This is a genomic window from Streptomyces sp. NBC_01216 (assembly GCF_035994945.1).
Taxonomy (GTDB): domain Bacteria; phylum Actinomycetota; class Actinomycetes; order Streptomycetales; family Streptomycetaceae; genus Streptomyces.
Map to the genome: position 1 here is coordinate 4,003,755 of NZ_CP108677.1, position 18,426 is coordinate 4,022,180.

Genomic DNA, 18,426 nt, shown 5'->3' on the forward strand with positions numbered 1-18,426 from the left:
GGGGAGGGGTGCCGCGATGGCGGACCACGCCGTGTTCGAAAGGCATCGCCGACGCCTGTGGGGCATCGCATACCGCATCACGTCCTCCGTCTCCGACACGGAGGACGTCCTCCAGGACGCCTGGCTCCGCTGGCAGGCGTTGCCGGACGACCGGGCCCTCGAGCCCCGCGCCTACCTGACGACCGTGGTCAGCCGTATCTGCTACGACCGGCTGACCTCGGCCCGCGCACGCCGGGAGACCTACGTCGGCCCCTGGCTCCCCGAACCGCTGGTGGCCGCCCGGGAGCCCGCGCCCGGTCCCGAGGAACACGCCGCCCTCGACGAATCGGTCGGCTTCGCCCTGCTCACCGTCCTCGAACGTCTCACGCCCGCCGAACGCACCGCCTTCGTCCTGCACGACGTCTTCGAGGTTCCCTTCCCCGAGGTCGCCGAGGCCGTCGGCCGCACTCCGGACGCCGTGCGCGCGCTCGCCTCCCGGGCCCGCCGCCGGGTCAGGGACGAGAGGCCCCGGCAGACCGTCGACCGGGCCGAGCACCGCCGCACGGTCGAGGCGTTCCTGGCCGCCGTCACCGCCGGTGACCTGGACACCCTCGTCGCGACGCTCGATCCCGACGTCGTCTGGCGTTCGGACGGCGGGGGCGCGGTCGGCGTGGCCCGCGTGCCCGTCCTGGGCAGCGAGAAGGTCGCCCGCTTCGCGGGGGGCCTCGTCCGCGGCCTCGACCCGGCCGGCACGCGGGTGGAGGTCCTGGACGTCAACGGTGCTCCCGGCATCGTGTTCGCCGATCCGGCGAGTGCCCGGGCCGCCGTCCTCGCCTTCACCGTCCACGCGGGCCGGATCACCGGCATCGACTGTGTCGTCAACCCCGACAAGCTCCGCCACCTCGGCCTTCTTCCCGTCTGACGGACGTCCGCCGGCGACCGGGTATCCACCCCCCGCCCCGGCCCCGCCCCGACCGGCGCGGGCCGTGACGCGTCTTCCGCGGCGGGCGGACGCCGCACTTCGCGGGCCGCCCCTCCGGCCGGCCGCGGGCGCATGTCACAGGACGCGGGGCCGTGTCGTCCCCTTGGCATGAAGACGACACCGAACCACCGCACCGCGACCCGTGTTCTCGTCCTGGGCGCCGGTTACGCCGGTCTGATGGCCGCCCTCCGCCTGGCGCCGCACACCCGGGTCACCCTCGTCGACCCGGCCGACCGGTTCACCGAACGTGTCCGGCTCCACGAGCGGGCCGCCGGGCGCCCCGACGTGACCCACCCTCTGGCGGCCTTCCTGCGCGGCACCGGCATCACGCACGTCACCGCCAGGGCCGCCGTGCTCGACCCGGCCGCCCGTCTCGTGACCACCGACGACGGCCGCGGCCTGCCCTACGACCGCCTCGTCTACGCCCTCGGCAGCCGCACCCTCCTGCCGGCGGGCGCGGATGCGCGGGACACCCGCGCGTACACCGCCGAGTCCGCCGCCGGACTCCACAAGCACCTCCGGGACCGCCCCGGTTCCGTCGCCGTCGTAGGCGGCGGCCTGACCGGCGTGGAGATGGCCGCCGAACTCGCCGAGACCTACGGCGCCGGGGGCACCCCGGTCAGCCTGCTCACCGCCGGTGCCGTCGGCGAGGGCCTCTCCACGCGTGGCGCCGGCCACGTCCGTTCGGTCCTGCGGGCCCGCGGCGTCCGGATCAGCGAAGGCCATCGCGTCGCCCACCCCGACGAGGTCGCGGCGGACGTCGTCGTCTGGGCCGCCTCCCTCGCCCCGCGCACGGGGCTCGCCCGGGACGCCGGCCTCCCGCTCGCGCCCTCGGGCCGGATCGCCGTCGACGCCCGGCTGCGTTCGCCCGCCCACCCGGAGATCTACGTGCCCGGCGACGCGGGCGCCGCCGCCACCGAGGCGGCCGGACCGCTCCGGATGGCCTGTGCCACCGCGCTGCCGACCGGTGCCCACGCGGCGATGTCGATCATCAGGGAGCTGCGCGGGGAGGAGCCGGAGGCGCTGCGGTTCGGCTATGTCCTCCAGTGCCTCAGCCTCGGGCGGAGCGACGGACTGGTCCAGTTCGTGCGCCCGGACGACTCGCCGCGGGCCCGGACGCTGACCGGTCGCGCCGCCGCCTTCGCCAAGGAACAGGTGGTCCGCTCGACCGTCCGAGCCCTCCGTACGGCATCGCGCCGTCCCTCCCTGGTCGGTCTGATCCCCGGCATCGGCTGAACGGCGCCCGGCGCCCGTGAGGGCTCGCGGCCGGGCGCCGGGCGCCGGACACGGACTCCGCCCGGGGTCCGGTCGGCCGCTTGACGGCCCGGACCCCCGGGCGCATTATTCACCGCATGATGAATTATTCCGAGGGTGCTCCGCCGGACGCGATCGCCGCCCGCGGCCTCACCGTCGTCCGAGGCGACCGCACCGTCCTGCGCGGCATCGACTTCACGGTGCCGCCCGGCCGGATCACCGGCCTCCTCGGACCGTCCGGCTGCGGCAAGTCCACCCTCATGCGGGCGGTCGTCGGCACCCAGGCCAAGGTCGTCGGCACACTCGACGTCCTCGGCCGGCCGGCCGGGGACGCCGCACTGCGCTCCCGCATCGGCTACGTCACCCAGGCGCCGTCCGTCTACGACGATCTGACCGTCCGTCAGAACCTCGACTACTTCGCCGCCGTCCTCCTCCCCGGCCGCGCCCGCCGCGAGGATCGCCGCACGGCCGTCGAGCGCGCCCTGCGGGACGTCGATCTCGGCTCCCACGCCGACTCGCTCGCCGGACGCCTCTCCGGCGGCCAGCGCAGCCGGGTCTCCCTCGCCGTCGCCCTCCTCGGCACCCCGGAACTGCTCGTCCTCGACGAGCCGACCGTCGGCCTCGACCCGGTCCTGCGCCGCGACCTGTGGAACCTCTTCCACCGCATCGCCGCCGACCGCGGCACCGCGATCCTCGTCTCCTCCCACGTGATGGACGAGGCCGAACGCTGCCACCGGCTGCTCCTCATGCGCGAGGGCGAGATCCTCGCCGACGACACCCCCGAGGCGCTGCGCCGCCGCAACGACACCGCGACCGTCGAGGACGCCTTCCTGCGCCTGGTCGACGCCGCCGACGCCCGCGCCCGGAACGGGGAAGCGGGACACGAACAGGACCAGGGTCGTGAGCACGACCCGGACCGCACCACCCCGCCCGCCGAGGAGATCCAGCGATGAACGCCCGCACGTCGCCCGCCACCGCCACCCCGCGACCGCGTACCGGACCCTCCCTGTTCCGTACCCTGGCCACCGCCGGACGCGTCCTGCGCCAGCTGCGCCACGACCCGCGCTCGATCGCCCTGATGATCCTCGTCCCGTGCGTGATGCTCTTCCTGCTCCGCTACGTCTTCGACGGCAGTCCGCGGACCTTCGACAACATCGGAGCCTCGCTCCTCGGCATCTTCCCGCTGATCACCATGTTCCTGGTGACCTCGATCGCCACCCTGCGCGAACGCACCTCCGGCACGCTGGAACGCCTGCTCGCCATGCCGCTGGCCAAGGGCGATCTCATCGCCGGCTACGCGCTCGCCTTCGGGCTCCTCGCCGTCGTCCAGTCGGCCCTCGCCACCGGCCTGGCCCTGTGGGCCCTCGGCCTCGACGTCGTCGGCTCGCCCTGGCTCCTGCTCCTGGTCGCCCTCCTCGACGCGCTCCTCGGCACCGCCCTCGGCCTGTTCGTCTCGGCCTTCGCCGCCTCCGAGTTCCAGGCCGTCCAGTTCATGCCGGCCGTGATCTTCCCGCAGCTGCTGCTGTGCGGACTGTTCACCCCGCGCGACCGGATGCAGCCGGTACTCGAAGGCGTCTCCGACGCACTGCCGATGTCCTACGCCGTGGACGGCATGAACGAAGTGCTCCGCAACACCGACGTCACCGCCGTCTTCGTCCGCGACGCCCTCGTGGTCGCCGGCTGCGCCCTGCTCGTGCTCGCCCTCGGGGCGGCCACCCTCCGCCGCCGGACCCCATGACCGCCCCTCGGACACCCGCACCGCCCCCACCGCGGGCGGTGCGAGGATGGCCGCAGCACGTACCCCCTCCGGCGAGGTGAACAGAGCCATGACCCAGACCGTCGCAGTCCTCGGCACCGGCAAGATCGGTGAAGCGCTCCTCAGCGGCATGATCCGGGCCGGCTGGCGTCCCGGCAACGTGCTGGTCACCACCCGGCGCGCCGAACGAGCCGAGGAACTGCGCGCCCGCTACGGCGTCGAGGCCGTCACCAACGCCGAGGCGGCCAAGCGCGCCGACACCCTCATCCTCGCCGTGAAGCCCCAGGACATGGGCCGTCTCCTCGACGAACTCGCCCCCCACACCGCCGCGGACCGGCTGGTCATCAGCGCCGCCGCCGGCATTCCCACCTCCTTCATCGAGGAACGCCTCGCCGACGGCACCCCCGTCGTCCGCGTCATGCCCAACACCCCCGTCCTCGTCGACGAGGGCATGTCCGTCATCTCCGGAGGCAGTCACGCCACCTCCGACCATCTGGCGCACGCCGAGGAGATCTTCGGCGGGGTCGGCAAGACCCTGCGGGTCCCGGAGTCCCAGCAGGACGCCGCCACCGCGCTCTCCGGCTCCGGGCCCGCCTACTTCTACTTCCTCGTGGAGGCCATGACCGACGCCGGCATCCTCCTGGGCCTGCCCCGGGCCCAGGCCCACGACCTCATCGTGCAGGCCGCCATCGGCGCCGCCGTGATGCTCCGCGACAGCGGCGAACACCCGGTCAAGCTGCGCGAGGCCGTCACCTCGCCCGCCGGCACCACCATCAGCGCCATCCGCGAGCTGGAGAACCACGGCGTACGGGCCGCCCTGATCGCCGCCCTGGAGGCCGCCCGCGACCGCAGCCGCGAACTCGCCTCCGGCAACGGCTGACCGACCGCGTCCCCGCCGGGGTCACCGCACCCCGGCGGACGCCCCCTCCACCACGTCCCGCGTGGTCACCACCTCGGCGAACGATCCCCCGTGCAGGTTGACCGCCGTGGCCCGGGTGAGCTCCTCGGCGCTCACCGACCAGCCGAACGGACCGGTCAGGTCGAAGGTGTGCATCGCGTCGAGCGGGAAGACCACCCGGTAGCCCAGGTTCCCGCCCATCCGGGCGGTCGTCTCGTTGCACATGTTCGTCTGGATCCCCACGATCACGATCTGCCCGATCCCGGCCTCCCTCAGCCAGGTGTCCAGACTCGGCTCCCCGTAGAACGCCGAGTTCACCGACTTCGTCACCAGCAGTTCGGGACCCCGTCCCTTCCCCCGCCGCACCTCCACGAAATCCTGGAAGTCGTTGCCCCCGTGGCCCCGTCGCAACGGCGACCGAGGCTGCTCCGAGTCGTGCCGCACGAACACCACGGGCCGCCCCGTCTCCTGCCACAGATCGATCAGGGCCGCGATGTTCCCCTCGGCGTCGGGGTTGTCCCGCCTGCCCCAGTACTCCTCCTCGAAGCCCTTCTGCACATCGACGACGACCAACGCTGCGTTCTCCGAGACATCCATGCCGACGATGCTGCCGGGAGCCACACGCCACTCCCAGAGGCGAGAAAGTCAGCGATCGATGATTTACTGCCACACATGTCGATGGCAGCCCGGGAACCGCAGCGCATCGCCCTGATCACCTTCCCGGGCATCCGCGCCTTCGACGTCTCGGTCGTCACCGAGGTGTGGGGAAGCGAACGGGACTCCCCGGCCCTCCCGCCCTTCGAGCTCCGGAGGGTCGCCTCCGATCCGGACGTCCCCATCCCGCTGCGCGGCGGCCTGACCCTCACCCCGGACCGCGCGCTCGACTGGCTCCCCCGCGCCGACCTCGTCCTCGTCCCCGGTATCGAGGACGCCGACGCCGACGTCCCCGCGCCCGTGCTCGACGCCCTCCGCCGCGCCCACACCGCCGGAACCCCGGTCGCCTCGCTGTGCGCCGGCGCCTTCGTCCTCGCGCGAGCGGGCCTCCTGGACGGTCGCCGGGCCGTCACCCACTGGAACCTCGCCGCGACGCTCGCGGCCCGTCACCCGACGGTCGCCGTGGAGGCCGACGCCCTCTTCATCGAGGACTCCGGTGTCTGGACCTCGGCCGGCACCGCCGCGGGCATCGACCTCTGCCTCCACCTGGTACGCACCGCCCACGGCGCCGAGGCCGCCGCCGCCATCGCCCGCTCCATGGTCACCGCGCCCTTCCGTACGGGGACGCAGGCCCAGTTCATCGAGCACCCCACCCCGCGCGCCGACCGCGACGCCGACGCACTGGCGGATGTCCGCGCCCATGTGCTGGCGCACCTCGACGCACCGCACACCGTCGCGAGCCTCGCCGCCCGCGCGGGGATGTCCCCGCGCAGCTTCGCCCGCCACTTCCAGGCCACCACCGGCACCACCCCCCTGCACTGGCTCATCGGCAGACGGGTCGCCGCCGCGCAGAAGCTTTTGGAACGCACCGACCACCCCTTGCCCGAAGTGGCCCGCCGCGCGGGGTTCGGCAGCGAGGTCACGATGCGCCAGCACTTCGCCACCCACCTCGCCACCAGTCCGCGCGACTACCGCAACGCCTTCCGCCGCCCGTCCGGTCGGCCGGACGGGGAAGGACACGTGCCCGCGGCCGTACCGCGAGAGGGACCCACGGAGCGGGGTTGACACGGGATTGCCCGATCCGTAATGTTCTCCGAGCTGTCCGACGTGAGCACCGACTCCGGTCGGCCCCGGACAGTCATTCCGCAAGAACCACTTCAAGCTGACGACGCCTCGTCGCGCCGTTCTGCTTTCCGTGCGTATTTGCGAAATGAGGAATCCGCGTTCGAAGGATGTGAGCGCGACGCCCCGATTAGCGTCGGTGGCAGGGAATCCGCTAAAGTCTCACTCGTCGGAACTGCCCAACAGCAGTGATGACAAACCCCTCTGACTGGGAATCAGGCCCGAAAGGATCTGATAGAGTCGGAAACGCCGGAAGGGCCCGGAGCGAAAGCGAACGGGACCGGAAAGCACCGAGGAAATCGGACCGGGAAGGTCTGGTAGAGTCGGAAACGCAAGACCGAAGGGAAAATGCCCGGAGGAAAGCCCGAGAGGGTGAGTACGAAGGAAGCGTCCGTTCCTTGAGAACTCAACAGCGTGCCAAAAATCAACGCCAGATTAGTTGATACCCCGTCCATCTTCGGATGGTCGTGGTTCCTTTGAAAGTCCTGTCGGCCCTTGTGGTGGGCAGGCGACATACACAGCGAGGACGCTGTGAACGACCGGTCTTATTCCGACTGGTCGTTCCGCTCTCGTGATGTGTGCACCCGCGGCCCTTCATCGGGCATTGGTCGGGTAAACATTCACGGAGAGTTTGATCCTGGCTCAGGACGAACGCTGGCGGCGTGCTTAACACATGCAAGTCGAACGATGAAGCCCTTCGGGGTGGATTAGTGGCGAACGGGTGAGTAACACGTGGGCAATCTGCCCTTCACTCTGGGACAAGCCCTGGAAACGGGGTCTAATACCGGATAATACCGGCTTCCGCATGGGGGTTGGTTGAAAGCTCCGGCGGTGAAGGATGAGCCCGCGGCCTATCAGCTTGTTGGTGGGGTAATGGCCTACCAAGGCGACGACGGGTAGCCGGCCTGAGAGGGCGACCGGCCACACTGGGACTGAGACACGGCCCAGACTCCTACGGGAGGCAGCAGTGGGGAATATTGCACAATGGGCGAAAGCCTGATGCAGCGACGCCGCGTGAGGGATGACGGCCTTCGGGTTGTAAACCTCTTTCAGCAGGGAAGAAGCGAAAGTGACGGTACCTGCAGAAGAAGCGCCGGCTAACTACGTGCCAGCAGCCGCGGTAATACGTAGGGCGCAAGCGTTGTCCGGAATTATTGGGCGTAAAGAGCTCGTAGGCGGCTTGTCACGTCGGGTGTGAAAGCCCGGGGCTTAACCCCGGGTCTGCATTCGATACGGGCAGGCTAGAGTGTGGTAGGGGAGATCGGAATTCCTGGTGTAGCGGTGAAATGCGCAGATATCAGGAGGAACACCGGTGGCGAAGGCGGATCTCTGGGCCATTACTGACGCTGAGGAGCGAAAGCGTGGGGAGCGAACAGGATTAGATACCCTGGTAGTCCACGCCGTAAACGTTGGGAACTAGGTGTTGGCGACATTCCACGTCGTCGGTGCCGCAGCTAACGCATTAAGTTCCCCGCCTGGGGAGTACGGCCGCAAGGCTAAAACTCAAAGGAATTGACGGGGGCCCGCACAAGCAGCGGAGCATGTGGCTTAATTCGACGCAACGCGAAGAACCTTACCAAGGCTTGACATATACCGGAAAGCATTAGAGATAGTGCCCCCCTTGTGGTCGGTATACAGGTGGTGCATGGCTGTCGTCAGCTCGTGTCGTGAGATGTTGGGTTAAGTCCCGCAACGAGCGCAACCCTTGTCCTGTGTTGCCAGCATGCCCTTCGGGGTGATGGGGACTCACAGGAGACCGCCGGGGTCAACTCGGAGGAAGGTGGGGACGACGTCAAGTCATCATGCCCCTTATGTCTTGGGCTGCACACGTGCTACAATGGCCGGTACAAAGAGCTGCGATGCCGTGAGGCGGAGCGAATCTCAAAAAGCCGGTCTCAGTTCGGATTGGGGTCTGCAACTCGACCCCATGAAGTCGGAGTTGCTAGTAATCGCAGATCAGCATTGCTGCGGTGAATACGTTCCCGGGCCTTGTACACACCGCCCGTCACGTCACGAAAGTCGGTAACACCCGAAGCCGGTGGCCCAACCCCTTGTGGGAGGGAGCTGTCGAAGGTGGGACTGGCGATTGGGACGAAGTCGTAACAAGGTAGCCGTACCGGAAGGTGCGGCTGGATCACCTCCTTTCTAAGGAGCACTTCTTACCAGGCTTGCCTGGTCAAGGGGCCAGTACACCGGCGAGTGTCCGGTGCTGGTTGCTCAAGGGTGGAACGTTGATTAGTTGGCGTGAGAGTCCTGTGGGACCACTAGTACTGCTTCGGCGTGGAACGTGGATCTTGTTCGGGAGGCTCGCGCTTGGCACGTTGTTGGGTGTCTGAGGGTGCGGCCGTGAGGTCGTTGCCTTCGTGATGCCGGCCCCAGTGAACCTGTTGCTTGTCGACGGGGTGATGGGTGGCTGGTCGTTGCTTGAGAACTACACAGTGGACGCGAGCATCTGTGGCCAAGTTTTTAAGGGCGCACGGTGGATGCCTTGGTACCAGGAACCGATGAAGGACGTGGGAGGCCACGATAGTCCCCGGGGAGCCGTCAACCAGGCTTTGATCCGGGGGTTTCCGAATGGGGAAACCCGGCAGTCGTCATGGGCTGTCACCCATGCCTGAACACATAGGGCATGTGGAGGGAACGAGGGGAAGTGAAACATCTCAGTACCCTCAGGAAGAGAAAACAACCGTGATTCCGGGAGTAGTGGCGAGCGAAACCGGATGAGGCCAAACCGTATGCGTGTGATACCCGGCAGGGGTTGCGCATGCGGGGTTGTGGGATCTCTCTTTCACAGTCTGCCGGCTGTGAGGCGAGTCAGAAACCGTTGATGTAGGCGAAGGACATGCGAAAGGTCCGGCGTAGAGGGTAAGACCCCCGTAGCTGAAACATTGACGGCTCGTTTGAGAGACACCCAAGTAGCACGGGGCCCGAGAAATCCCGTGTGAATCTGGCGGGACCACCCGTTAAGCCTAAATATTCCCTGGTGACCGATAGCGGATAGTACCGTGAGGGAATGGTGAAAAGTACCGCGGGAGCGGAGTGAAATAGTACCTGAAACCGTGTGCCTACAAGCCGTGGGAGCGTCGCATGCAAGCTTGCTTGTATGTCGTGACTGCGTGCCTTTTGAAGAATGAGCCTGCGAGTTTGCGGTGTGTTGCGAGGTTAACCCGTGTGGGGAAGCCGTAGCGAAAGCGAGTCCGAATAGGGCGTTTGAGTAGCACGCTCAAGACCCGAAGCGGAGTGATCTAGCCATGGGCAGGTTGAAGCGGAGGTAAGACTTCGTGGAGGACCGAACCCACCAGGGTTGAAAACCTGGGGGATGACCTGTGGTTAGGGGTGAAAGGCCAATCAAACTCCGTGATAGCTGGTTCTCCCCGAAATGCATTTAGGTGCAGCGTCGTGTGTTTCTTGCCGGAGGTAGAGCACTGGATAGGCGATGGGCCCTACCGGGTTACTGACCTTAGCCAAACTCCGAATGCCGGTAAGTGAGAGCGCGGCAGTGAGACTGTGGGGGATAAGCTCCATGGTCGAGAGGGAAACAGCCCAGAGCATCGACTAAGGCCCCTAAGCGTACGCTAAGTGGGAAAGGATGTGGAGTCGCAGAGACAACCAGGAGGTTGGCTTAGAAGCAGCCACCCTTGAAAGAGTGCGTAATAGCTCACTGGTCAAGTGATTCCGCGCCGACAATGTAGCGGGGCTCAAGCGTACCGCCGAAGTCGTGTCATTGCAGTATGTACCCCCAACGGGGACTGTGATGGGTAGGGGAGCGTCGTGTGCCGGGTGAAGCAGCCGCGGAAGCGAGTTGTGGACGGTTCACGAGTGAGAATGCAGGCATGAGTAGCGATACACACGTGAGAAACGTGTGCGCCGATTGACTAAGGGTTCCTGGGTCAAGCTGATCTGCCCAGGGTAAGTCGGGACCTAAGGCGAGGCCGACAGGCGTAGTCGATGGACAACCGGTTGATATTCCGGTACCCGCTTTGAAACGCCCAGTATCGAGCCCATTGATGCTAAGGCCGTGAAGCCGTCCTGGATCCTTCGGGTGAAGGGAAGTGGTGGAGCCGCTGATCCAAGGTGGTAGTAGGTAAGCGATGGGGTGACGCAGGAAGGTAGTCCAGCCCGGGCGGTGGTTGTCCCGGGGTAAGGGTGTAGGCCGTGTGATAGGTAAATCCGTCGCACGTTAAGGCTGAGACCTGATGCCGAGCCGATTGTGGTGAAGTGGATGATCCTATGCTGTCGAGAAAAGCCTCTAGCGAGTTTCATGGCGGCCCGTACCCTAAACCGACTCAGGTGGTCAGGTAGAGAATACCGAGGCGTTCGGGTGAACTATGGTTAAGGAACTCGGCAAAATGCCCCCGTAACTTCGGGAGAAGGGGGCCATGTCTGGTGATGAGTCTTGCACTCTGAGCTGGGTGTGGCCGCAGAGACCAGCGAGAAGCGACTGTTTACTAAAAACACAGGTCCGTGCGAAGCCGTAAGGCGATGTATACGGACTGACGCCTGCCCGGTGCTGGAACGTTAAGGGGACCGGTTAGTGATCTTTCGGGGTTGCGAAGCTGAGAACTTAAGCGCCAGTAAACGGCGGTGGTAACTATAACCATCCTAAGGTAGCGAAATTCCTTGTCGGGTAAGTTCCGACCTGCACGAATGGCGTAACGACTTCTCGACTGTCTCAACCATAGGCCCGGTGAAATTGCACTACGAGTAAAGATGCTCGTTTCGCGCAGCAGGACGGAAAGACCCCGGGACCTTTACTACAGTTTGATATTGGTGTTCGGTTCGGCTTGTGTAGGATAGGTGGGAGACTTTGAAGCTGTGACGCCAGTCATGGTGGAGTCGCCGTTGAAATACCACTCTGGTCGTGCTGGATGTCTAACCTCGGTCCGTGATCCGGATCAGGGACAGTGTCTGATGGGTAGTTTAACTGGGGCGGTTGCCTCCCAAAGAGTAACGGAGGCGCCCAAAGGTTCCCTCAGCCTGGTTGGCAATCAGGTGTTGAGTGTAAGTGCACAAGGGAGCTTGACTGTGAGACCGACGGGTCGAGCAGGGACGAAAGTCGGGACTAGTGATCCGGCGGTGGCTTGTGGAAGCGCCGTCGCTCAACGGATAAAAGGTACCCCGGGGATAACAGGCTGATCTTCCCCAAGAGTCCATATCGACGGGATGGTTTGGCACCTCGATGTCGGCTCGTCGCATCCTGGGGCTGGAGTCGGTCCCAAGGGTTGGGCTGTTCGCCCATTAAAGCGGTACGCGAGCTGGGTTTAGAACGTCGTGAGACAGTTCGGTCCCTATCCGCTGTGCGCGTAGGAATATTGAGAAGGGCTGTCCCTAGTACGAGAGGACCGGGACGGACGAACCTCTGGTGTGCCAGTTGTCCTGCCAAGGGCATGGCTGGTTGGCTACGTTCGGGAGGGATAACCGCTGAAAGCATCTAAGCGGGAAGCCTGCTTCGAGATGAGTATTCCCACCTCCTTGAGAGGGTAAGGCTCCCAGTAGACGACTGGGTTGATAGGCCGGATGTGGAAGCCCAGTAATGGGTGGAGCTGACCGGTACTAATAGGCCGAGGGCTTGTCCTCAGTTGCTCGCGTCCACTGTGTTAGTTCTGAAGTAACGAACTCGCCTTTTTGCTGGCTGGAGTTTGTTTTCTTCATAGTGTTTCGGTGGTCATAGCGTTAGGGAAACGCCCGGTTACATTCCGAACCCGGAAGCTAAGCCTTTCAGCGCCGATGGTACTGCAGGGGGGACCCTGTGGGAGAGTAGGACGCCGCCGAACAATTTTTAGCCTCAGTCCCCGGACCTCGTGTCCCGGGGACTGAGGCATTTTCGCGTTCAGGACACGGTTCACGACTCTTCTACGCTGGATTCCATGCGCTACGAACTGGTCCTCTTCGACAACGACGGTGTCCTCGTCGACAGCGAGCCGATCTCCAACACGATCCTCGCCGGCTACCTCACCGAGCTGGGGCACCCCACCTCGTACGAGGACTCACTGCGCGACTACATGGGCTCCGCGACGCACCGCATCCACGACCTCGTCCGGGAACGAACCGGTCAGACCCTGCCCGCCGACTTCGACGAGACCTTCCACGCACGCGTGTTCGCCGCCTTCGAGCGGGACCTGCGGCCCGTCGCCGGAGCGGCCGACGTGCTCGGGCGACTCGCCGCGGACGGTGTGCCGTACTGCCTGGCTTCCTCCGGAAGCCATCAGCGCATCCGCGTCGGGCACCGGAAGACCGGACTGGACACCTGGTTCCGGGACGACACCATCTTCAGCTCACAGGACGTGGGCCGCGGCAAGCCGGCGCCGGACCTGTTCCTGCACGCCGCCGCACGGATGGGCGTCCCGCCCGAGCGGTGCGTGGTGATCGAGGACAGCCGGCTCGGCGTCCAGGCCGCGCGGGCCGCCGGCATGGACGTGTACGGCTTCACCGCCATGACCCGCCCCGAGCAGCTCGCCGACGCCGACGGCCACTTCGACGACATGCGGGACCTTCTGCGGCTGCTCGGCTGACCCCCCGGGGCCGCCGACCACCGCCGGACCCTCCCCGGATGCGGCAGGCCCCGGCGAGGACAGGCCCCGGAATGGGCAGGTGATCCATCTACCCATGGGTACTCCCGGGACCTACGCTGTGCCGCCATGACGGATGCGCGGTTGCGGCGTGGGCGGGGAGCTCTGGCGGTCGGCTTCTTCGTGCAGGGGGTGACCTTCGCGCTGCTGGTGACACGGATACCGGCGATCCAGGACCGGTACGGGATATCGGACGCACTCCTGCCGGTGTTCCTGGCCGCCGTGCCGATCCTGGCCGGTGTGGCCAGCGTCGGCACCGAGAAGCTGGTCACCCGGGTGTCGCCGGGGGTGGTGCTGCGAGCGGCGCAGCCGGTGGTCCTGCTGGCGCTGCTAGGGGTGGGCGCCGGCCACGAGATGTGGCACGCCGCCGTCGCGCTGGGGAGCTTCGGCCTCGCGGTCGGCGCGCTGGACGCGTCGATGAACATGCTGGGCGTGAGCCTCCAGCGGGCGTACGGGCGGAGCATCATGCTCGGCTTCCACGCGGCGTACAGCCTGGGCGGGATCGCGGGGGCCTCGCTGGCCTGGGCGGGGGCGCACTGGGGCCTGCCGCTGGTCGTCTCGTATCTGCCCGTGGTGGCCGTCGCGCTGCCCGCCGTGCTGATCGCCGGCCGCTGGTACGTCGCGGGGGGAGAGGAACGGCCGGAGGAACCGCGGCCGGGGAAGGGCGCCGGGAGCGGTGTCGCCTTCAGGCTGCTGCTGCCGCTGTGCCTCGTGATGACCTTCGCGTACATCGGGGACTCCACGGTCTCCAACTGGAGCGCGAAGTACCTCCAGGACGTGCTCGGCGGCTCAGAGGAGCTGGCGACCGTGCCCTACAACGCCTACATGGTCACCACGCTGCTCGGACGGGCCGTGGGCGACCTCGGAGTGCGTCGGCTCGGTGCCGTGACGGTGGTGCGCTGCGGGGCCGTCCTGGCGGCGCTGGGCTTCGCCGTGGTCGCCGCGGCGCCGGGAGCGTGGACCGGGATGGCCGGCTTCACCGTCCTCGGGCTCGGCCTGAGCGTGATCGTGCCGCAGACCTTCGCGGCGGCCGGGCGGCTCTTCCCGGGGTCGAGCGACACCGCCGTCGCACGGCTGAACGTCTTCAACTACGTCGGCTTCCTCATCGGCTCTCCCCTGGTCGGAGCGCTCGGGGACACCTGGAACTACCGGGGGGCGATGCTGGTGCCGATGCTCCTCGTGCTCGTGACGGTGGTGTACGCCACGTCGTTCGGTTCTCAACCGGCCCGATACGGTGGCGGGCATGAGCGGCCGCGCACTGTTGATGTGGGATGAAGCTGTCACGGGCTACGACTTCGGGCCCCGGCATCCGATGGACCCGGTCCGGCTCGCACTGACCATGGGGTTGGTGCGGGCGTACGGGCTGGACCGAGCGGTGGACGTGGTCGCGGCCAGGCCGGCCGGGGCGTCGACGCTGCGGCTCGTGCACCGCGAGGACTACGTGGCCGCCGTGCGAGCCGCCTCGGCCGACCCGAAGGCCGCCGACCTGTCCTACGGACTGGGCACCGAGGACGATCCGGCGTTCACCGGGATGCACGAGGTGTCCGCGCTGATCGCCGGGCAGTCGGTGGGGGCCGCGGAGGCGCTGTGGCGGGGCGAGGCATCGCACGCCGTCAACTTCTCGGGCGGTCTGCACCACGCGATGCCGGGCAGCGCGTCCGGGTTCTGCATCTACAACGACGCCGCGCTGGCGATCGCCCGGCTGCTGGAGCTCGGCGCGGAGCGGGTCGCGTACGTGGACGTGGACGTGCACCACGGAGACGGGGTGCAGGCGGCGTTCTGGGAGGACCCGAGGGTCCTGACCGTCTCGTTGCACGAGCACCCGCGGACGCTGTTCCCTCAGACGGGCTGGCCGGAGGAGACGGGCGCGGCGGGGCGCGGCGAGGGCTCGGCGGTGAACGTGGCGCTGCCGGCGGGGACCGGCGACGCGGGATGGCTGCGGGCCTTCCACGCCGTGGTGCCGGAACTTCTGGCGGACTTCCGCCCGCAGGTGCTGGTGACGCAGCACGGGGCCGACACCCACTTCGAGGACCCGCTGGCGCACCTGGCGGTGTCGCTGGACGCCCAACGGGCGGTGCAGGAAGCGTGCCACGAGCTGGCGCACGCCCATGCCGACGGGGGGAAGTGGCTGGCGCTGGGCGGCGGCGGGTACGCGGTGGTGGACGTCGTGCCGCGGTCGTGGACGCATCTGGTAGGGATCGCCGCGCACGCCCCGGTCGAACCCGCGTCCATGATCCCGTCCTCGTGGCACGACGAGGTGTACGCGCGGACGCGGCAGCCGGGGCCGGCGCGGATGACGGACGGCCGGTGGCCGGTGGCATGGCGGGACTGGGAAGAGGGCTACGACCCGGCCGACCGGTTGGACCAGGCCGTGCTCGCCACCCGGCGGGCCGCGTTCCCGCTGCGCGGGCTGCTGCCGTAGGGCGACGCGCGGCCGGCAGCGCGAGGACGGCGGCCGTCCGAAGGCGGCGGCGGTCGGATTACGCCGACCGTGCGTTCTCGGCGGGCTTTCCGCCCGGCGGCGTTCTCGCTCGGGCAGCATCGACAGCGTGCTGAGTACCGGGGCGCTGCGGGCGCATCTGTTGGCGGCGGGACTGGCGGGAACGGTGGCGACGCCCCGGGAAGCGAGCCTGCGCAGCTACCGGCTCTTCGCCGCGCGGGATCCGCGGGTGATGCTGGGGCTCGATCCCGACCGGGGCTGGGGCGAGACGGAGCTGTTACGGCTCATGGCCGACCGGTGCGGTGTGTCCGGGGACCCGTCGTACCGGTCGGGACCCGACGCCATCGATCCCGAGCGGACACTGAGCGGGCTGGACGCGTTCGCCGAACGGTTGGCGGAGGCGGCGGCCCGGCGGGCCCCCGTGTTGTTCGGGACGGGCCATCCGCACCGGTTGCTCGGCTTCTACGCAGCACTCGCGGACGCTTTGTCGGCGGCGGGATGCCCTGTCCTCACACCGGCGCAGGGGCGATGTGTCGACATAACGACCCGGTTCGGTCTACGCACGTACCTCCTCGACTACGTACGCGGTGTCGCGTTGGTGCGGGAACCCGCTCTGCCGGGTACCGGGCGTGAGACGGGGGCGCATTCGCACTCCCCGCTGCCGGTCCGGGCCGCGCTGGAGGGTGCGGTGGAGGGCGGCTGGCCGCTTCCGGAGCTCGTGGTCGGGGACCACGGCTGGGTCTGCGGGGCAGGTCAGCTGGGTTTCGAGGCGATCGGCCTGGCCGACACGGACGATCCGGCGCTGTTCGTCGGGGAGGCGGAGGGGCGGGTGTCGGTGGCCGTTCCGCTCGATGACGCGGTCCGGGCCGATTACTACCGTCCGCTGACGCGCTATGTACTCAATCGAGCGAGTCTGTCACGGTAAACGGCCGGTGGCTGCTCCTCTTCCCCACTCGTACCACCCGCCCCTAGTCTGGAGCGTGAGCGCACAGCGACGCAGGGTCACCGGAGGGGAAGCCGGTGGGCGTCGTGTGCGGAAGGTACAGGTGGGTCATGGCTGCTGGCGATCGGCCTCTCAACGAGGTCAAGTTTCTGACCGTGGCGGAAGTCGCCGCGGTGATGCGAGTGTCGAAGATGACGGTGTACCGCCTGGTGCACAGTGGTCATCTGCCGGCGATCCGGGTGGGCAGGTCCTTCCGGGTCCCGGAACAGGCGGTTCACGAGTACCTGAGGGAGTCCTTCGTGGGGGTGGAGACCGCGTAGCGAGCGCGCGGCAGGGAGTCTCCTCGCCCTCGGATTACAAGCTCAGCGCTCGGGCCGGTAGGCTAGGCCGACGTAGGTCGTGTGGGCCCAGACGCCCCGCACCAGTGAAGAGAAGTGAGCGAGGGTAGTCGTGGGCTCTGTTATCAAGAAGCGGCGCAAGCGGATGGCCAAGAAGAAGCACCGCAAGCTGCTCAAGCGCACGCGCGTTCAGCGTCGCAACAAGAAGTAGGCGACAGCGCGAACGACGTCTGTTTGTGCGTCGGGCGTGGCCCCCCACCGTCTTCGGTGGGGGGCCACGCTCTTTTCCGTCCCGGGATCGCGGCGGCTTTTCCGGCCGGGTTCCACCCGGTTGCCCACGGCGGTCATCACAGCGCAACAACAAGGCGCTACGGTGGCGCACAGGCCCCCCGGGAGCGTCGGGGGAGAGACCGACGGAAGGCGCTGATCTTGGGCAAGGTCGTGCTCGTCACCGGTGCGGCCCGGCATCTCGGAGGCCGTTTCGTCCGGCGTGTGCAGCGGGACCCGGAGGTCGACCGGGTGGTCGCCGTGGACGCGGTCGCGCCGGCCCATGACCTCGCCGGCGCGGATTTCGTGCGGGCCGACATCCGGCAGCCGGCCATCGCCAAGGTCCTCGCCGAGCACGACGTGGACACGGTCGTCCACATGGACGTCACCGGTACGGCGCTGGGCGCCGGTGGACGTACGTCGGTCAAGGAGACCAACGTCATCGGCACGATGCAGCTCCTGGGCGCCTGCCAGAAGTCGCCGCGGATCAAGCGTCTGGTGATCAAGTCCAGTACGAGCGTGTACGGCTCGGCGCCCCGCGATCCGGCCGTCTTCACCGAGACCACCCCGCCCAAGTCGCTGCCGAGCGGGGGATTCGCCAAGGACGCCGTCGAAGTCGAGGGGTACGTACGGGGCTTCGCGCGACGCCGCCCGGACGTCGCGGTGTGCGTGCTGAGGTTCGCGAACATCCTCGGGCCGCGGGTGGACTCCCCGCTGGGCGAGTACCTGTCGCTGCCCGTCCTGCCGACCGTCCTCGGTTACGACCCCCGGCTCCAGTTCGTCCACGAGGACGACGTGGTGGACGTGCTGCACCTGGGCGCGAAGGAACCGCGGCGGGCGACGCTGAACAGCGGCACCTTCAACGTGGCGGGCGACGGTGTGCTGCTGCTCTCGCAGTGCGCCCGGCGCCTGGGGCGGCCGACGGTCCCGGTGCTGCTGCCCGCCGTCACCTGGGTCGGCTCCGCGCTGCGGACGGTCGGTGTCACGGACTTCTCGCCCGAGCAGATCCGTCTCCTCACGCACGGCCGGGTCGTGTCCACCGTCCAGATGCGCGAGACGCTCGGCTTCGCGCCCCGCTTCACCACCGCCGAGACCTTCGCGGACTTCGCGGCGAGCCGTGGGCCGGGACTGCTGCCGCCGGAGCGGCTGGCCGGCGCGGTGGACCGGGTCGCGGGCCGGCTCACCCACTCCCCTGTACAGAGCGGCGACTAAGGAGCCCACGTA

Annotated in this window: 14 protein-coding genes and 3 rRNA genes; 16 read left to right on the forward strand and 1 reads right to left on the reverse strand. The window is 67.8% G+C overall.

Annotation, left to right across the window (positions count from 1 at the left end; translation table 11 throughout):
- Positions 1–16: 16 nt before the first annotated feature.
- The 5 genes from sigJ to proC all read left to right on the forward strand — a co-directional run bounded on the left by sigJ (position 17) and on the right by proC (position 4,851).
- A complete protein-coding gene (gene sigJ, locus OG393_RS17665) occupies positions 17–901 on the forward strand; it encodes an RNA polymerase sigma factor SigJ (protein ID WP_327375621.1) in 885 nt (294 codons plus the stop codon).
- Positions 902–1,069: 168 nt separating this feature from the next.
- Positions 1,070–2,197 (forward strand): NAD(P)/FAD-dependent oxidoreductase, encoded by a 1,128-nt coding sequence (locus OG393_RS17670; protein ID WP_327375622.1) that lies wholly within the window; start codon positions 1,070–1,072, stop codon positions 2,195–2,197.
- Positions 2,198–2,313: 116 nt separating this feature from the next.
- Positions 2,314–3,168, forward strand: a complete 855-nt coding sequence (locus tag OG393_RS17675; RefSeq protein WP_327375623.1) for an ABC transporter ATP-binding protein — start codon at positions 2,314–2,316, stop codon at positions 3,166–3,168.
- Complete coding sequence (locus OG393_RS17680) at positions 3,165–3,953, forward strand: ABC transporter permease (RefSeq protein WP_327375624.1); 789 nt, start codon at positions 3,165–3,167, stop codon at positions 3,951–3,953. Before OG393_RS17675 ends, OG393_RS17680 begins: the two co-directional genes overlap by 4 nt.
- A gap of 88 nt (positions 3,954–4,041) precedes the next feature.
- Positions 4,042–4,851, forward strand: a complete 810-nt coding sequence (gene proC / locus OG393_RS17685; protein ID WP_327375625.1) for a pyrroline-5-carboxylate reductase — start codon at positions 4,042–4,044, stop codon at positions 4,849–4,851.
- Positions 4,852–4,872: 21 nt separating this feature from the next.
- On the opposite strand, the gene OG393_RS17690 is transcribed toward proC, so the two are convergent.
- On the reverse strand, positions 4,873–5,466 hold the full coding sequence (locus tag OG393_RS17690) for a cysteine hydrolase family protein (protein ID WP_327375626.1): 594 nt from the start codon (positions 5,464–5,466) through the stop codon (positions 4,873–4,875).
- 81 nt (positions 5,467–5,547) lie between these two features.
- Between OG393_RS17690 and OG393_RS17695 the strand changes: the two genes are divergently transcribed.
- From OG393_RS17695 to OG393_RS17745, 11 genes are all read left to right on the forward strand, one after another.
- Positions 5,548–6,588, forward strand: coding sequence for a GlxA family transcriptional regulator (locus OG393_RS17695; RefSeq protein ID WP_442817423.1), 1,041 nt, complete (start codon positions 5,548–5,550; stop codon positions 6,586–6,588).
- A 676-nt stretch (positions 6,589–7,264) separates the two neighbouring features.
- Positions 7,265–8,790 (forward strand): 16S ribosomal RNA (locus OG393_RS17700).
- A 311-nt stretch (positions 8,791–9,101) separates the two neighbouring features.
- Positions 9,102–12,222 (forward strand): 23S ribosomal RNA (locus tag OG393_RS17705).
- A gap of 80 nt (positions 12,223–12,302) precedes the next feature.
- Positions 12,303–12,419: ribosomal RNA gene (gene rrf, locus OG393_RS17710) — 5S ribosomal RNA — on the forward strand.
- Together the 16S, 23S and 5S rRNA genes form the textbook arrangement of a ribosomal RNA operon.
- Before the next feature lie 93 nt (positions 12,420–12,512).
- A complete protein-coding gene (locus OG393_RS17715) occupies positions 12,513–13,157 on the forward strand; it encodes an HAD family hydrolase (protein ID WP_327375628.1) in 645 nt (214 codons plus the stop codon).
- Positions 13,158–13,283: 126 nt separating this feature from the next.
- A complete protein-coding gene (locus OG393_RS17720) occupies positions 13,284–14,489 on the forward strand; it encodes an MFS transporter (RefSeq protein WP_327375629.1) in 1,206 nt (401 codons plus the stop codon).
- Positions 14,458–15,636, forward strand: coding sequence for an acetoin utilization protein AcuC (locus OG393_RS17725; RefSeq protein ID WP_327375630.1), 1,179 nt, complete (start codon positions 14,458–14,460; stop codon positions 15,634–15,636). The genes OG393_RS17720 and OG393_RS17725 overlap by 32 nt, the downstream gene beginning before the upstream one ends.
- Before the next feature lie 127 nt (positions 15,637–15,763).
- Complete coding sequence (locus OG393_RS17730; RefSeq protein WP_327375631.1) at positions 15,764–16,579, forward strand: phosphatase; 816 nt, start codon at positions 15,764–15,766, stop codon at positions 16,577–16,579.
- Between the two features lie 128 nt (positions 16,580–16,707).
- Positions 16,708–16,917, forward strand: coding sequence for a helix-turn-helix domain-containing protein (locus OG393_RS17735; RefSeq protein ID WP_187282723.1), 210 nt, complete (start codon positions 16,708–16,710; stop codon positions 16,915–16,917).
- 130 nt (positions 16,918–17,047) lie between these two features.
- A complete protein-coding gene (locus OG393_RS17740) occupies positions 17,048–17,146 on the forward strand; it encodes a 30S ribosomal protein bS22 (RefSeq protein WP_003948845.1) in 99 nt (32 codons plus the stop codon).
- 218 nt (positions 17,147–17,364) lie between these two features.
- Positions 17,365–18,414: an NAD-dependent epimerase/dehydratase family protein gene (locus OG393_RS17745; RefSeq protein ID WP_327375632.1), complete on the forward strand. Its 1,050-nt coding sequence runs from the start codon at positions 17,365–17,367 to the stop codon at positions 18,412–18,414.
- The last annotated feature ends 12 nt before the right edge of the window (positions 18,415–18,426 follow it).